The organism is Ralstonia sp. 25C (genome assembly GCF_051904805.1).
Lineage (GTDB): Bacteria > Pseudomonadota > Gammaproteobacteria > Burkholderiales > Burkholderiaceae > Ralstonia.
The window spans coordinates 1,725,968-1,740,685 of record NZ_CP196738.1 but is presented as its reverse complement, the minus strand read 5'-3'; the positions used below and the strand labels follow the sequence as shown (position 1 = coordinate 1,740,685).

The following is a 14,718-nucleotide window of genomic DNA, read 5'->3' as shown; positions in this document are numbered from 1 at the left end:
TCTGCCTCATTTCTGCGCCGGACCGCCATGAGCCTCGCCCAGCAACGCGAACACGCCATCCAACAAACCCTTGTCGCCATCCGCGCCATTGCCGCGCAGGACGGCATTACGCGCGCATCACTCTCACGCATTGCTGATCGATTGCATGAACTTGCCGCGCAAGAAGCCCTGTTTCCGCTCGACGCATTTCCGCCGCCCGCAGCGGGCGATGCCGACGCCTCCAGCCGCTACCTGCTGCACGCAGAGCCCGACCAGACCTTTGCGCTGTACCTGAACGCCATCAACCCGGGCAAGACCACGCCGCCGCACAACCACACCACATGGGCCGTCATCGTGGCGCTGGAAGGCGAAGAACTGAACCGCGTCTACACCCGCACCGACGACGGCCGCGACCCCGAGCGTGCCACGCTCGCCCTGTCGCACGAAGTGGTGGTGCAGCCCGGCACACCCATCGCCTTCCTCGACGACGACATCCACAGCATCCACGTGGTGGGCAACACGCCCACGCGGCACTTCCACCTCTATGGCCGCGCGCTGGAAACGCTCACCGGGCGCGTCGGCTATGACCTCGCCACGGGGCGCGTGCTCAACTACAACCGCAACTACATGAGCACGACCAAGCAGGCGGCCTGATCCCCCTCACGCGGTCACACTGAACATCAGCGCCTGGATCTTTCCGTCGACGGGGCCTGAGCCGAACTGCGCGGTCAGGGCATCCGTACACACATCGGTGGCATCGTTCAGGGCACTGGGGCCGAATGCCTCCAACTCGCCGCGCACCGGCGTGCCCTGGCAGTAGGCAATGGCGACCACGCGCGCGGTGTCTGCCCGGCTGCGTGCCGTGACGACATCGTGCGTGACCTCTGCGGTAAAGCCGCCCTGGCGGGCGTCCCGTTGAAGGGGGGCTGGGTCGTAGTGGCCGTGCGGCGTACGCACCAGGAACATCGGCGGATGCTCGGGAAAGCGCTTCGCCAGCGCATTCGTCACCACGTTCGCAAAGTCGTTGTCTTCAATCCGATCCCACACGCTGAAGAGCAGCGTGCCGCCCGGCGTCAGCACACGCTGCGCTTCGGCAAAGGCTTTGGGCCGGTCGGGAAAGAACATCACGCCGAACTGGCAGATCACCAGATCAAAGCTGCCGTCTTCAAACGGTAGTTGCTGCGCATCAGCCTGCTGCCATGTCACGGGCCGGCTCGTGCCGACAGCAGCGGCGCGATCGAGCATCGGCGGGTTCAGGTCAGTCGCGACAATCTCGGTGGCTTCCGGCAGCGCACGCGCGAGTGCACGCGTCACCGCTCCTGTGCCTGCGGCAACTTCCAGCACACGGGTGGGCTTGCAGCGGACGGCCCGTGCAGCCATATCCACCGCATACGGCTCGAAGATCAACGGAACCAGCAGCGTGTCATACAGCTCGGGAATCGCGCCGGCGAAAACCTTGTCCGTGCCATGTGCTTCCATCGTTCACCACCTTTGCCCGGAGGGGTTGGTTGGACATGAATGGTTATAGGCCGGAACCGCGCGCGGGGCACTCCACCATGCCGACTAGGCGGCACCTGCCCAGGCAGACAGACAGTGGCAACTAACCGAATTACGCCAGCCTTCGACTGGCCGCACTCGCCTGTCGAGGCATACGTCCCAACGCCGGTTTCAGCACCGGCGCCTGGTTACCCAGGAATTCCCACAGCCGATTCGCGACCGGCCCGTGCGGCTGATCCCGCCGGCGCGCCACCACCAGTTCCTGCACCATGCCGGGAAAATGTCGCCCCGCGATCGACAGCAACCGCCACTCGCGCAATTCCTCGTCGATCAGGAAGCGCGGCAGATGCCCCCACGCCATACCGTGCAGGATCAGCTCCTTCTTCATCAATTGGTCCGGCGCTGCGCACTGCGGGGCACCGTCGATCACGTAGTGGGATTGCTCGGGCGGGTGGCGCGCGGAGTCGTTGATCACGCACTGCATGAAGCGCTGCATCTGCTGCGGCGTGAGCGTCGATGTAATGGGAAACGGCAGAAAGCCGGGTGCCACCACCGGCACCATGGCGATCTTGCCCAGGTCGATCCATTCCATGCGCACATCGCCTTTCGGCACGCGGTGCACGATCAGATCCGCCTCGTCCTCCAGCAAGCGCTCCCATGGTCCGGTCACGGCTTCGAACTGCAGTTGCAATCGCGTCTGCGGGCATTGGCCGAAGAACGCACTGAGCAAGGCCAGCACCGGCTGCAGCGGGCACAGATCGCCCAGCACCACGCGCAGCTCAGCTTCTTCACCCATCGCCAGTTGCTTAGCGTGGGTCCGCAGTTCATCGCTCTCACGCAGCAGGGATTGCACCTTGCGGTGAAACGATTGCCCCGCCTCCGTCAAGCGCACGCGATAGCCGCTACGGTCCAGCAGGCTCAAGCCCAACTGGTGCTCCAGCTTGGACACCGCCGCAAACACCGAAGGGTGCGAGCGGTGCAGCCGCTCGGCCGCAGCCTGAAAGCTGCCGCCAGTCACCACCGCATCGAAGCACTGCAGCTCATGGAGCGTGAAGTTCTGCATTGTCCGCAAAACCTACAAAGTTCGTCAGAACTTCATAGTATCTCTGAAACGCCCCGGCTCCTACGATGACGCCATCCCAATCGTTGTTCTCAGGAGCCCAACATGACCATCCACAACGACCTGTCCTTCATCACTACCGGCGACGGTGTACGCATCGCCTATCGCTTTGACGGCGCATCGGACAAGCCGGTCCTGCTGCTGTCCAACTCCATCGGTACCGATCTCCACATGTGGGATGTGACGGTGCCGCGGCTGGCCAAGCACTTCCACGTGCTGCGCTACGACGCCCGCGGCCACGGCGCTTCCGATGCGCCGTCGGGCCTGTATTCGATGGACCGGCTTGGCCGCGACGTGGTGGAGCTGCTCGATGCGCTCGGCATCCAGCGTGTGCATATGCTGGGCCTGTCGCTGGGCGGCATCGTGGCGCAATGGCTGGCGATTCATGCGCCGGAGCGCATTGACCGGCTGGTGCTCTCCAACACCGCCGCGCATATCGGACCGACGCAGTATTTCGATCAGGCCATCACGGGATTGCAGCACGCGCCCGATATGCGCGAGACCGCCGAAACCTTCCTGCGCAACTGGTTCCCGGCACCGATGCTGGAAGCGAACGACCCCACGGTGGAACCGTTCCGCCGTGCGCTGCTGGCAACGCCGCGCGAGGGCATCATCGGTGGCTGGGCTGCGGTACGCGATTCCGACCTGCGCCGCACCATCACGCTGATCACGCATCCGACGCTCGTCATTGCCGGCCGGCACGATACGGTGACGTCCGCCCGCCATGGCGAGGAAATCGCGGCTGCCATTCCGGGGGCGCAACTGCGCGTGCTCGACACCGTGCACCTGGCCAACGTGGAGCGGCCGGAGGCATTCCTGGAAGCCGTGCTGGATTTCCTGGCCGTGCATGGAACGGCTTGATGCATCGACACGCAGCAACCCCGCCGGTTAACATGGCGGCCATCCAACCGATGTGCCGCCAGACATGTCCCGCATCAAGAACGAAGACGAATTCGAGCTGCGCCGCGAAAGCGTGCTCGACACCGCTGCCGAGGCCTTTGCGGCTGACAGCTACCCGAGCGTGTCGATGAACCAGCTCGCCGCCGCGTGCGGCGGCTCGAAATCGCGCCTGTACCACTACTACGAAGGCAAGGAAGCGATCCTCTTCGACCTGCTCGACCGCTACACGCGGCGGCTGGCCGACTTGGTCGAACGCGCAGAGAGCGACGCGCAGCACGCCAAGCTTTCATCGCGCGCCACGCTGCACCTGTTGGTCCGCACGTTTCTGGCCGAATACGCGACCTCGCGTACGCGGCATGTGGCTTTGCTCAATGACGTGAAATACCTGTCGCCGGAGCAGCGCGACATCGTGCTCGCGCGTGAGCGAGACGTGGTGGCTGCCGTGGGCCGGCAACTCGGCGCAGCGTATCCTGACAAGGTGGATGAGGCCAACCGCACACCCATCACGATGATGCTGTTCGGCATGATGAACTGGACGTTCACCTGGCTCAAACCCGACGGCCCGCTCTCGTACGAGGGCTATGCCGAGATGGTGATCGGGATGCTGGAGAACGGGCTGGGTGGCCCGAACAGCGACGAGCGCTGAAGCTCAGCGCTCGTCGTAGCTGACCACCACGCGCTGCGTAAGCGGCCGCGCCTGGCAGGTCAGCACAAACCCCTGCTGGATCTCCCAGTCTTCCAGCGTGAAGTTCTTCTCCATCTCCACGCGGCCTTCCAGCACCTTGGCGCGGCACGTGCAGCACACGCCGCCCTTGCACGCATAGGGCAGATCGAGCCCCGCGCTCAGCGCACTGTCGAGCACCTTGGCATCCCCCGCCATCGGCACCTCGTGCGATTTTCCGTCGAGCACCACCGTCAGCGCCACATCGCCCGCCACAGCCGCGCGCTTGCGCGGTTTGGCCGCCGCCGATGCATCGTTCACCGGCACACCAAAGCGCTCGGCATGCACACGCTCGCGCGGTACACCGCGTTCGAGCAGCGCGGCTTCCACCGCATCGATCATCGTGGAAGGACCGCAGATGAAGGCGGCATCAATATTGGCGGGCGGGATCAACGTATCCAAAAAGGCATGCGCCTTCGCGTCATCCAGCCGCCCGTTGAACAGCGCAATCTCCTGCGCCTGCCGCGACAGCACGTGATACAGCACGAAGCGATCGAGATAGCGGTCCTTCAAGTCTTCGAGCGCTTCACCAAAGATGATGCTGTCGACGCTGCGGTTGCCGTACACCAGCGTGAAGCGGCTATGCGGTTCGGCAGCCAGCGTGGTCTTGATGAGAGAGAGAATGGGCGTGATGCCGCTGCCGGCTGCAAAGGCAACGTAGTGGCGTGCACTCTCAGCAGCCAGCGGCACGTAGAAGCGCCCATCAGGCGGCAGCACGTCGAGTGTTTGTCCCACGCGGATGCGGTCATGCAGGTGGTTGGAAAATACGCCCGCGTCGACGCGCTTGACGGCAACACGCAGCTCACCGTGCGCGTCGTAGTCCTGCACCGCGCAGCAGATCGAGTACGAGCGCCGCAGTTCTTCCTGGCCGGGCAACTGACCGGGTGGTACGCGCAATGTCAGGAACTGACCCTGCGTGAAGCGATAGGCGTCGCGCAAATCGCTCGGCACGTCAAAGCGCACGGAAATCGTATCGGCCGTCTCGCCGCGCACTTCGGCAACGCGCAGGGGGTGGAATTGCGGGGTCATGGCGGTTGCTCAGTTGGGCTTAGTACGGCTTGAAGTAGTCGAACGGCTCACGGCAGGCGCGGCAGCGGTACAGCGCCTTGCATGCCGTCGAGCCGAAGGCAGAGATCAACACCGTGTCGTGCGATCCGCATTGCGGGCAGGCGATCTCCTCGGCCTGCGCGGGGCGCATCACCCGAATGGGGCGCGCCTCGCCCACCGTCACCACGTGCGCCGGCGGCGCAATGCCGAAGTCGCGCAGCTTGCGATGTCCTTCGGCGGTGATCCAATCCGTCGTCCATGCCGGCGAGAGCACCGAACGCACGCGATACGCCCCCACATCCGCCGCTTGCAATGCGCGGCTCACATCGTCGGCAATCTGGTCCATCGCCGGGCAACCGGAATAGGTGGGCGTGATCGTTGCCACCAGCGTGCCGGCTTCGTCGATCCGCACATCGCGCAGGATGCCCAGTTCGGCAATCGTGACGACGGGGATTTCCGGATCGGTCACGGTTTCCAGCGCGAGACGTGCGCGGTGCAACCGTTCGGCTACCACGATGCCCCCGGAAACTGACGCGCCAGCCCTTGCATCTCGGCCAGCAGATAGCCCATGTGTTCGGAATGCACGCCCTGCTTGCCAGTGCTGACATAGGGGCTAGGTTCCGGCCAGGTGAGCGTGGCCTCGTCCAATGCATCACGCACTGCGGCTTCCCACGCATCGCGCAGGCCTGCCGGGCGCACGCCGATGCCGGCGTCGGCCACAGCATTCTCGACATCATCCGTAGCAAACCACTCGTTGGTGTACGGCATCAGCCAATCGAGCGCGGCTTGGGCACGCGCATGCGATTCATCCGTGCCATCACCGAAGCGCACCAACCAGTCGCGCGTATGGGCGAGGTGGTAGCGCATCTCCTTGACCGACTTGGCGGCGATGGCAGCCAGCTCGGCATCGGTGGACGCCATCAATGCCTCCCACAGGGGCACCATCAACGCGGCGTACAGAAAGTGTCGGACGATGGTGACGGCGTAGTCGCGCTCGGCAGCCGACGTGGCAACCAGAGGCCCGACATGCGGCAGTTCGAGCAGCGTGTAGTTGCGGAAGGCCTGCTCGGCACGCCAGTAGGCGTAGTCGTCTTCGGTGCGCGGCGTACCGGTCAGCGCGCCTTCGATCTGGCCGGCATGCGTGTAAAGCAACCGCGCCTGGCCGATCAAATCGAGGCTCAGGTTGGAAAGCGCGATGTCTTCTTCCAGCACGGGGCCGTGGCCGGTCCACTCGGCGTTGCGCTGGCCGAGGATGAGCGCGTTGTCAGCGAGACGAAGGAGGTAGTGCAGATGCGCGTCGGAAGTCATCACTGCGGCTCACATGTGGTTGACTTCATCGGGCAACCGATAGAACGTCGGATGCCGGTAGATCTTGTCGGCCATCGGATCGAACAGCATGGACTTGTCGTCCGGCTCGCTGGCGGTGATGGCAGCCGAAGGCACCACCCAGATGGAGATGCCCTCCTGCCGGCGCGTGTAGACATCACGCGCCATCTGCAGCGCCTGTTTGGCATCCACCGCGTGCAGGCTGCCGCAGTGCTTGTGCTCCAGGCCCTGCTTGCTTCGGATGAACACTTCCCACAGCGGCCATTCGTGTTGATGCGTGGTGGTTGTCATCGCGATTCCTCAGGCGGCTTGTTCGGTGGCGGCCGCACGTTCGGCCTGTTTGCGTGCATAGGCGAGCGCGGCTTCGCGCACCCACTCGCCTTCTGCGTGTGCGCGCTTGCGAGTGGCGAGGCGCTCGCGGTTGCATGGGCCGTGGCCATCAAGCACGCGCTTGAATTCGGACCAGTCCAGCGGCGAAAAATCGTAGTGACCGCGTTGCGCATTCCACACGAGGCCGGGATCGGGCAACGTCACGCCCAACACGCGCGCCTGTTCAACGGTGGCATCCACAAAGCGCTGCCGCAGATCATCATTCGAGATGCGCTTGATGCCCCAGGCCATGGTCTGCGCGCTGTTGGGCGACGCGGTATCGGGCGGCCCGAACATCATCAGCACCGGGAACCACCAGCGATTGACGGCCTCTTGCACCATGTCGCGCTGCGCCTGCGTGCCTCCCATCATGGTGAGCAACGATTCGTAGCCCTGACGCTGGTGGAAGGACTCTTCCTTGCAGATACGGATCATGGCGCGCGCATAGGGGCCGTATGAGCATCGACACAGCGGCACCTGATTCATGATGGCTGCGCCATCGACCAGCCAGCCGATCACGCCAACATCCGCCCAGGAGAGCGTCGGGTAATTGAAGATCGACGAATACTTGGCACGCCCCTCGTGCAGCGCATCGATCATCTCGTCGCGTGTGCTGCCGAGCGTTTCTGCGGCGGAATAGAGATAGAGCCCGTGGCCCGCCTCGTCCTGCACCTTGGCCAGGAGAATCGCCTTGCGCTTGAGCGAGGGCGCACGGCTGATCCAGTTGCCCTCGGGCAGCATGCCAACCACCTCCGAATGCGCATGCTGCGAGATCTGCCGCAGCAGCGTCTTGCGGTACGGTGCGGGCATCCAGTCTTGCGGCTCGATCTTGTGGTCGGCGCCGATGCGCGCATCGAAGCGCGCCTGCAACTCGGCTTCGCCTTGGGCGGCGGCGGCCAGCTCCTGTTCGGTGGGCACGCCGCCGGGCTGGTCGAGACTTTGGGTGTACATACGATCCTCCGGCCGCGCTTTGGGGGGTGCGAGGCTGGATCGATTATAAACCGTCCGACCGGTCGGTCAATAACGGGTTTCACCGTATGCCTCGCTTGAGACACACGGTGAACCTATTTCTCGATGACCTAGATGGAGGCGGCGGACGATGCCTCGCCCTGCGTCGCCCCATGCGTGCGGGTGCGCACAAACACACCTGCCAACACCGAGCCAAGCAGGGCTGCAACTGCGCCCAGCAAAAACGCGAGGTGATAGCCGCCATTGAGTGCAGTCGTGGCGTCAACGCCTGCCGCAGCCAGACCTTCGGTGCGGGCAGCCGCAAGGCTCGCCAGGATGGCCAGGCCCAGCGCGCCGCCCATCATGAATGACGTATTGACCACGCCCGACGCCAGACCCGACTCATCCGGCGCGACATCGCTCATCGCCGCCAGGAGCACCGGATTGAATGCCACGCCGGCGCCCAGCCCCAACAGCAACATGCCGGGCAGCACATCCAGCGCAAAACTGCCGCCGGCCGGGGCACGCGCAAACAGCACCAGCCCCACCGCCGCCACCAGTAACCCCAGCGACAGCGGCGCGCGAATGCCAAAGCGCATCACCAGCTTGGCCGACAGGCCCAGCGAGAACACCGCCATGATGATGTTGGCCGGCAGGAAGGCCAGCCCCACCTGCATGGCGCTGTAGTTCAGCACGCGCTGCATGTAGAGCGCCGAGATGAAGAACCACGCAAACATCGCAGCCGCCCACAGTACGCCCACCACGTTGGCCGTGGCCACGTTGCGCAGCGCGAACATGTGCAGCGGCATCAACGGATGCGACACGCGCGATTCGATCACCAGGAACGCGACCATCAGCGCAACGGCAATACCCAACTGCGTCAGCGTTTGCGTGGACGTCCAGCCCGCTTCATTGCCGTGCACGATGGCGTACACCGCCAGCATGAGCGATGCCGTCACGGAAATGGCGCCCGCCACATCCAGCTTGGCGCGATCGGCCAGCGGTTTGCCGGCCGGCAGCAGCGCCACGCAGGCGGCATACACCGCCACGCCAATCGGCAGGTTGACCAGGAAGATCCAGTGCCAGCTCAACGCGCTCGTCAACAAGCCGCCCAGCAACACGCCGATGCTGCCGCCGCCCGCACACACGAAACCGTAGATGCCCATCGCCTTGGCGCGGTCCTCGGGCGAGGTGAACAGGTTCATGATGAGCGACAGCGACACCGCCGACACCACTGCCCCGCCCAGCCCCTGTACGGCACGCGCCGTGATCAGCAGCCCCTGCGAGTTCGCCAGCCCGCACGCAGCCGACGCCAGCGTGAACAGCGTAAGCCCCAGCAAGAACAGCTTGCGATGCCCGAACAGATCACCCAACCGGCCGCCCAGCAACAGGCAGCCGCCAAAGGTCAGCATGTAGGCGTTGACCACCCACACCAGCGAGGTTTCGGTAAAGGCCAAATCCGCCTGAATGGACGGCAGTGCAACGTTCACGATGGTCGTGTCCAGCACGATCATCAGCACGCCCAGGCAGAGCACGATGAGGGCAAGCCAGCGCTTGCGTTCGTCGATGCCATGCGTCATGGAACCACTCCTATGATTTGCCGCTGCGCCTGAGTGTGGCTCAGGATTCCGCAGCCGATTTGAGATTGGCGAGGCCGGTCTCAAAATCCTTGCCGACCACCGCATCCATACTGAAGAACAGGCCCATCACCTTCGAGATGAATGGGCTTGGGCCGAACATGGCCCAGGTCACGTGGGTCACGTCGCCCTTGGGTTGCAGCGTGAATTCAGCCGTGTTGTGGGCTTCGAACGGCTTGAGGAAGTCCAGTTGAATCTGGATGCGGCTGGGCGATGTTGCATCGACAATTTCCATGCGTCCTGCACCCACCTTGCTGGAACCTTCCCACGCATAGTTCGCGCCCTTGCCATTGGTCGGGCCGCCGTATGTGCGCTTCATCGCCGGGTCGAGCTTTTCCCACGGCGACCACGTCGTCCAATGGTGGAAATCGTCGATCAGGGCAAACACCTTTTCGGGCGGCGCCTTGATGTCGATTTCACGCTGAACGCGGAAGCTGTCCGGACGCGTCGCGGCAAAACCGAGCACAGCAACAATGGCAACGACAATGACGATCGCAATGATCTTCAGCATGAAGAGCGCTCCAAGAGAGGGGGCAGCAGGTGAAAGACGCCTTCGCGTCGGGCATGCGAAGGGTCGCGGCCAGAACAGCCGGTCATCCAGGGGTGGTTTCGTTGTTGTTGATCAGGCCCTGGTGAATGCGCAGTCTAGCACCGGGCCATCACCCTGCGCCAAGGCAGGCTTTCCTACGGCTTTGCGTAGTACGGCCGCCGCCGGGCGGCCGTTCGCACAGGCAGTGCGATTACATCGGCTTGGGCGCGATCACCATCCACGTGATGCCAAAGCGGTCGGTCACCATGCCGAACGCGTGGGCAAAAAACGTTTCGGCCATCGGCATCGTGACTTGGCCACCGTCGCCCAGCGCCTTGACGGTGCGCTCGGCCTCGGCCTTGTCAGCCACGCTGACAGACAGCCCGAAGCCCTTGAAATCCGCCTTGCCCGAAGCCATGCCGTCGGACGCCAGGATCTGGGTTTCACCCACGCGGAAGGCGGCGTGCATCACCTTGTCGAGCGGGGGCGCCACGCCGCCGCATTGCTCCGCGGTGGGTTGCGCATCCTTGGGCGCATCCTTGTAGTGCATCACCACATCGACCTTGGCACTCAGCGTCTTCTTGTAGAACTCGAGCGCTTCTTCACAACGGCCTTCGAAGAACAGATACGGTTGAACTTGCATCACAACTCCTTGGGGTAGGGACTCGTTGGGGACTGCAAAGCCGCGCATCACGTCACGCGGTCGGGGGAACCATCGGAACCGGAAAACAGTGGATCAGCTACATGCCGCCTCGGGCACCGGCATCGGCACGGAGGCGTGCTCGTGTACGACCTGCCAGCGGCCATCGCGCTTGCGGAAGCACACCGTGGCGCGCGTCTGCGCATCGTGCTTGGCGCCATCGCGATACCGCGCACGCAGGCGGTTCACGCTGAAGCAATAGGCTAGGTCACCGCTCACCTCAAGGTGCAATTCGACGAACTGGAAATCCGCCTGGCCATCCAGCGCATCGAACCAACCCTGCCAGTTACGGCGATACGCCTCTGCGCCTTTGACAAACAACGGCGGCATCACGTCGAAAACCACCACATCCGGAGCGTAGTGCCGCATCACGGCATCAAGGTCTTTGGCGCGAACGGCTTCTGCCCACGCTTCAATCAGGCTGCGCAGTTGCGATGCATCGTCTACGGCCTCGGTTGCATTCGTCATATCGACCTCCTGAAAGTGCTTGGCATCCTGCGTGACAGCGCCTAGTGTTGATTTGTGAACACTGTCCACAAACGATAGCAGACATAATGAACAGTGTCCACATCGCTTTTGCGGAGTTTCACTGCATGACCCAGGAACCACCTCGCCCGCCCGTGCGCTCAACGTATCGCCATGGCGACTTGCGGCGCGCGCTGCTTGACGCGGGCATCGAGCTGGCGCGTGCTGGCGGGCCGGATGCCATCGTGTTGCGCGAGGCCACGCGCCGTGCCGGTGTCGCGCCGAACGCGGCATACCGCCACTTCGCGGGGCGGCTGGATTTGCTGCAAGGGGTACGCGCAGCGGCACTCGCAGCGCTAGCCCGCGCGATGGAGGCCGAACTGGATGCCATTGACCCAGCCTGGCCGGCAGACGCACAAGCCCGGGCTTCACTGCGCGCCATCGGTGTGGGTTACCTGCGTTTTGCGCAAATGGAGACCGGTTTGTTCCGCACCGCCTTTGCCGTGCCCGATGAGGTGGAAAACGACGCCGACCCCGCCAAAGCCGGCGACAGCGGACTCAACCCGTTTCAGCTACTGAGCCTCGCGCTGGATCGCATGACCGCCGCCGGCGTGCTCCCCGCCGAGCGCCGCCCCGGCGCTGAATATCTCGCGTGGTCTGCCGTGCATGGGCTCGCCCTGCTCATCATCGATGGCCCCTTGCGCAGCCGCCCGCCCGAGCAAACCGGTGCCATCGCCCTGCGCGTGGTCGAGATGGTGGAGAACGGCCTGTAGGCGCGTGCCATGTGCGCGCAGCGTCTGACGACATGCGCAATGCTTCGTTTGCCTGCGCAAGCTTCAATGCAACGATGACCGCCTCGCTGCACCCGCCCACCCGGCGGGTGCATGCCCCATCAACCGGAGCGACCCTCCGCGACGAGGATGTCAACGTGACCCAAGCCCATCTCGAAACCACCGCCACCGCCCACACACGCTACGGCGCCGCGCTGGAAAAAGACCTGTTCGACCGCGTTACCGCCGTGCATGCGCCGCACCTGCCGCCCGCACGTACGGAGCCGCCGCGCGACGCGCAAACGCCAGAAGAGCTGGAAGGCGTGATCGACTACGCAGTGTGGAACGCCGCGCACGACTTGTTCATCGTGCAACTGGCCAGCGCTGGGTTGGACCGGCTGTTTCGCGACGAGCCCGACTTCCAGCTCGCACTGTCGCGCCAGATTGGCGATGACGGTTTTCACGCGGTAGCCTCGCGGGAGCGGATTCGCGTGCTATCGGGGCGCGATCAGATCGGGCGTATCGCGCAGGATGTGCGCCATCACTGGGATGTCCTGGGCGACTACCCGCTGACAAGCCAGGCCGCCTTTCTCGCGTGGGAATTCCACTACGAGCACCACATCCTCGCGCGGCTGCAGGTCAACCGACGCACGTCGCGCGTGCTCGATGTCGCCAACCGCGACTTTGCCGAGAACCGCATCATGCCGGACGAGGAAGTGCACCGCATCCTCATCACGGAGTGGTGGCACAACAAGCTCGACGCCGCGTCGGATGGCGAACGCGAACAGCTCGTTGGCGAAGTGCTGGAAGCCGACGACAAGCTGCAAGTGCTGCTCGGTGACTACCTGCGCGAATCGTGGGCGTTGAACGAACGCGCAGCCGGCATCGACACACGCAACTACGTACCGCTGTATGACGCATGGCGGCGCGAGATTCTGGGCGTACTGCTGCAACGCCCCGCCGACAGCCTGCCCGCCCTCACCAGCCTCGGTGCCTGACTGCGATGGCCAAGAAATCGATTCTGCTCAACGCGTTCAACATGAACTGCGTGGGCCACATCAACCACGGGCTGTGGACCCACCCGCGCGATACCTCCGCCGATTACCGCAAGCTCAGCTACTGGACCGACCTCGCCAAGCTGCTGGAACGCGGCTTGTTCGATGGCCTGTTCATCGCCGATATCGTGGGCGTGTACGACGTCTATCAGCAGTCTGCCGACCTGACGCTGCGCGAGTCGATCCAGCTGCCGGTGAATGACCCGCTGATGCTGGTTTCCGCCATGGCCGGCGTGACGGAGCATCTTGGCTTTGGCCTGACCGTCAACCTGACCAATGAGGCACCGTACCTGTTTGCGCGGCGCTTCTCCACGCTCGACCATCTGACCGAAGGCCGCGTCGGCTGGAACATCGTCACGGGGTATCTGGACAGCGCCGCCCGTGCCATGGGCCTGCGCGAGCAGATCGCGCACGACGAGCGTTACGACCGTGCGGACGAGTTTCTCGATGTGGTCTACCAACTGTGGGAAGGTAGTTGGGAAGACGATGCGGTGCTGCGTGATCGCGCTGCACGCGTGTTTGCACAGCCCGACAAGGTGCACCGCATCCAGCATCATGGCCGCTACTACGACGTAGAGGGCTACCACCTGAGCGAGCCTTCTCCGCAGCGCACGCCGGTGCTGTTTCAGGCGGGTTCATCCGCGCGTGGGCAGACCTTTGCGGGGCAGCATGCGGAGTGCGTGTTCCTCTCGGGCCAGAGCCAATCGGCCACGCGCGATCAGGTGGCGCAGTTGCGGCAAGCCGCCGTACAGGCCGGACGTCGCGCGGACGACGTCAAAGTCTTCATGGGCATCACCGTCGTGGTCGATAAGACCGAGAAGCTGGCACGCGAAAAGCTCGCCGAATACCAACGCTATGCCAGTGCGGAAGCCGGGCTTGCGCATTTCTCGGCAGGCTCTGGCGTCGACTACTCGACCTATGCGTTGGACGATCCGCTGCGGGCGGTGAAGACGAACGCGATCGAGTCCTCCATCCGCCGCGCGACTGGGGGCGACACGCAGTTCACCGTGCGCTGCTTGCTCGATCAACTCGCGCTAGGCGGCCGCTACGCCACCATCGTGGGTGACCCGCAGCAGGTCGCAGACGCGCTGCAGCAGTGGATGGATGTCACCGACATCGACGGTTTCAACCTGGCGCGCACGGTAACGCCGGAAAGCTACGCCGACTTTATCGACTTGGTAGTGCCGGAGCTGCAGAACCGCGGTGTCTACAAGACCGCGTATGCGCCGGGCACCTTGCGCCGCAAGCTGTTTGGCACCGACCGTTTGCCGGACGCGCACCCGGGTGCGCAACGGCGTCGCCAGCCCGCACCGGCGCTGGCGGATCAACCCTAAGCACTGGTCGTCGGCGCGCCCAGCATCTGTTGAAAGAGCGGAAGCAACGCTTCGTACGTCCCCAGGTAGCCCGTTGACCCGGCATAGCGTGACGCACGCGCGGCGCAGAACAGTTCGTTGCGCAAGTCGGCAAGCGAAGCGCGCCTGCGTTCGCGCGCGGCACTCGTGCATGCCTCAAACGAGCCCAGTTCTTCATAGCCGTTGAACGACATGGCAAAGGCGAAGACGCCCGACACGTCTGCCGGGTCGGGCAGGTCTTGCCAAGAGATGTCCTTGTTCATGATGCTCCCCACTGCGCTACGTAATCTGCCTTTCGATCAC

At 64.1% G+C, this 14,718-nt stretch carries 18 protein-coding genes; 6 read left to right on the top strand and 12 right to left on the bottom strand.

The window, feature by feature from the left end:
• The first annotated feature begins 27 nt into the window (after positions 1 to 27).
• Positions 28 to 633, top strand: a complete 606-nt coding sequence (locus tag ACS7SF_RS26300; RefSeq protein ID WP_439893395.1) for a cysteine dioxygenase — start codon at positions 28 to 30, stop codon at positions 631 to 633.
• A gap of 6 nt (positions 634 to 639) precedes the next feature.
• On the opposite strand, the gene ACS7SF_RS26295 is transcribed toward ACS7SF_RS26300, so the two are convergent.
• Both ACS7SF_RS26295 and ACS7SF_RS26290 read right to left on the bottom strand, forming a co-directional pair.
• A complete protein-coding gene (locus tag ACS7SF_RS26295) occupies positions 640 to 1,458 on the bottom strand; it encodes a class I SAM-dependent methyltransferase (protein ID WP_439893394.1) in 819 nt (272 codons plus the stop codon).
• Between the two features lie 130 nt (positions 1,459 to 1,588).
• Positions 1,589 to 2,539, bottom strand: coding sequence for a LysR family transcriptional regulator (locus ACS7SF_RS26290; protein WP_439893393.1), 951 nt, complete (start codon positions 2,537 to 2,539; stop codon positions 1,589 to 1,591).
• Positions 2,540 to 2,641: 102 nt separating this feature from the next.
• On the opposite strand from ACS7SF_RS26290, the gene pcaD reads away from it, so the two are divergent.
• Together pcaD and ACS7SF_RS26280 are read left to right on the top strand one after the other, a co-directional pair.
• Positions 2,642 to 3,457 (top strand): 3-oxoadipate enol-lactonase, encoded by an 816-nt coding sequence (gene pcaD / locus ACS7SF_RS26285; protein WP_439893392.1) that lies wholly within the window; start codon positions 2,642 to 2,644, stop codon positions 3,455 to 3,457.
• Between the two features lie 64 nt (positions 3,458 to 3,521).
• Entirely contained in the window at positions 3,522 to 4,142 is a 621-nt protein-coding gene (locus ACS7SF_RS26280; protein WP_439893391.1) for a TetR/AcrR family transcriptional regulator, read from the top strand.
• A 3-nt stretch (positions 4,143 to 4,145) separates the two neighbouring features.
• On the opposite strand, the gene paaE is transcribed toward ACS7SF_RS26280, so the two are convergent.
• From paaE to ACS7SF_RS26235, 9 genes are all read right to left on the bottom strand, one after another.
• Positions 4,146 to 5,246, bottom strand: a complete 1,101-nt coding sequence (gene paaE / locus ACS7SF_RS26275) for a 1,2-phenylacetyl-CoA epoxidase subunit PaaE (RefSeq protein WP_439893390.1) — start codon at positions 5,244 to 5,246, stop codon at positions 4,146 to 4,148.
• Positions 5,247 to 5,265: 19 nt separating this feature from the next.
• The gene (gene paaD / locus ACS7SF_RS26270; protein ID WP_439893389.1) at positions 5,266 to 5,778 is read right to left on the bottom strand and encodes a 1,2-phenylacetyl-CoA epoxidase subunit PaaD; all 513 of its coding nucleotides are present in this window, start codon (positions 5,776 to 5,778) and stop codon (positions 5,266 to 5,268) included.
• Complete coding sequence (gene paaC, locus ACS7SF_RS26265; protein WP_439893388.1) at positions 5,772 to 6,572, bottom strand: 1,2-phenylacetyl-CoA epoxidase subunit PaaC; 801 nt, start codon at positions 6,570 to 6,572, stop codon at positions 5,772 to 5,774. Before paaC ends, paaD begins: the two co-directional genes overlap by 7 nt.
• A 9-nt stretch (positions 6,573 to 6,581) precedes the next feature.
• Entirely contained in the window at positions 6,582 to 6,881 is a 300-nt protein-coding gene (paaB, locus tag ACS7SF_RS26260; protein ID WP_439893387.1) for a 1,2-phenylacetyl-CoA epoxidase subunit PaaB, read from the bottom strand.
• 9 nt (positions 6,882 to 6,890) lie between these two features.
• The gene (paaA, locus tag ACS7SF_RS26255; RefSeq protein ID WP_439893386.1) at positions 6,891 to 7,910 is read right to left on the bottom strand and encodes a 1,2-phenylacetyl-CoA epoxidase subunit PaaA; all 1,020 of its coding nucleotides are present in this window, start codon (positions 7,908 to 7,910) and stop codon (positions 6,891 to 6,893) included.
• Between the two features lie 128 nt (positions 7,911 to 8,038).
• Positions 8,039 to 9,487 (bottom strand): DHA2 family efflux MFS transporter permease subunit, encoded by a 1,449-nt coding sequence (locus ACS7SF_RS26250; RefSeq protein WP_439893385.1) that lies wholly within the window; start codon positions 9,485 to 9,487, stop codon positions 8,039 to 8,041.
• A gap of 40 nt (positions 9,488 to 9,527) precedes the next feature.
• Positions 9,528 to 10,055: an SRPBCC family protein gene (locus tag ACS7SF_RS26245; RefSeq protein WP_439893384.1), complete on the bottom strand. Its 528-nt coding sequence runs from the start codon at positions 10,053 to 10,055 to the stop codon at positions 9,528 to 9,530.
• 229 nt (positions 10,056 to 10,284) lie between these two features.
• On the bottom strand, positions 10,285 to 10,716 hold the full coding sequence (locus ACS7SF_RS26240; RefSeq protein ID WP_439893383.1) for a VOC family protein: 432 nt from the start codon (positions 10,714 to 10,716) through the stop codon (positions 10,285 to 10,287).
• Between the two features lie 93 nt (positions 10,717 to 10,809).
• Positions 10,810 to 11,241 carry a YybH family protein gene (locus ACS7SF_RS26235; protein WP_439893382.1) on the bottom strand — a complete coding sequence of 144 codons (432 nt, stop codon included), beginning with the start codon at positions 11,239 to 11,241 and terminating at the stop codon, positions 10,810 to 10,812.
• 125 nt (positions 11,242 to 11,366) lie between these two features.
• On the opposite strand from ACS7SF_RS26235, the gene ACS7SF_RS26230 reads away from it, so the two are divergent.
• From ACS7SF_RS26230 to ACS7SF_RS26220, 3 genes are all read left to right on the top strand, one after another.
• A complete protein-coding gene (locus tag ACS7SF_RS26230) occupies positions 11,367 to 12,011 on the top strand; it encodes a TetR/AcrR family transcriptional regulator (protein ID WP_439893381.1) in 645 nt (214 codons plus the stop codon).
• A gap of 155 nt (positions 12,012 to 12,166) precedes the next feature.
• Complete coding sequence (locus ACS7SF_RS26225) at positions 12,167 to 13,006, top strand: hypothetical protein (RefSeq protein WP_439893380.1); 840 nt, start codon at positions 12,167 to 12,169, stop codon at positions 13,004 to 13,006.
• Between the two features lie 5 nt (positions 13,007 to 13,011).
• Positions 13,012 to 14,397: an LLM class flavin-dependent oxidoreductase gene (locus ACS7SF_RS26220; RefSeq protein WP_439893379.1), complete on the top strand. Its 1,386-nt coding sequence runs from the start codon at positions 13,012 to 13,014 to the stop codon at positions 14,395 to 14,397.
• On the opposite strand, the gene ACS7SF_RS26215 is transcribed toward ACS7SF_RS26220, so the two are convergent.
• Positions 14,394 to 14,678, bottom strand: coding sequence for a hypothetical protein (locus ACS7SF_RS26215; protein WP_439893378.1), 285 nt, complete (start codon positions 14,676 to 14,678; stop codon positions 14,394 to 14,396). The genes ACS7SF_RS26220 and ACS7SF_RS26215 overlap by 4 nt on opposite strands.
• Between the last annotated feature and the right edge of the window lie 40 nt (positions 14,679 to 14,718).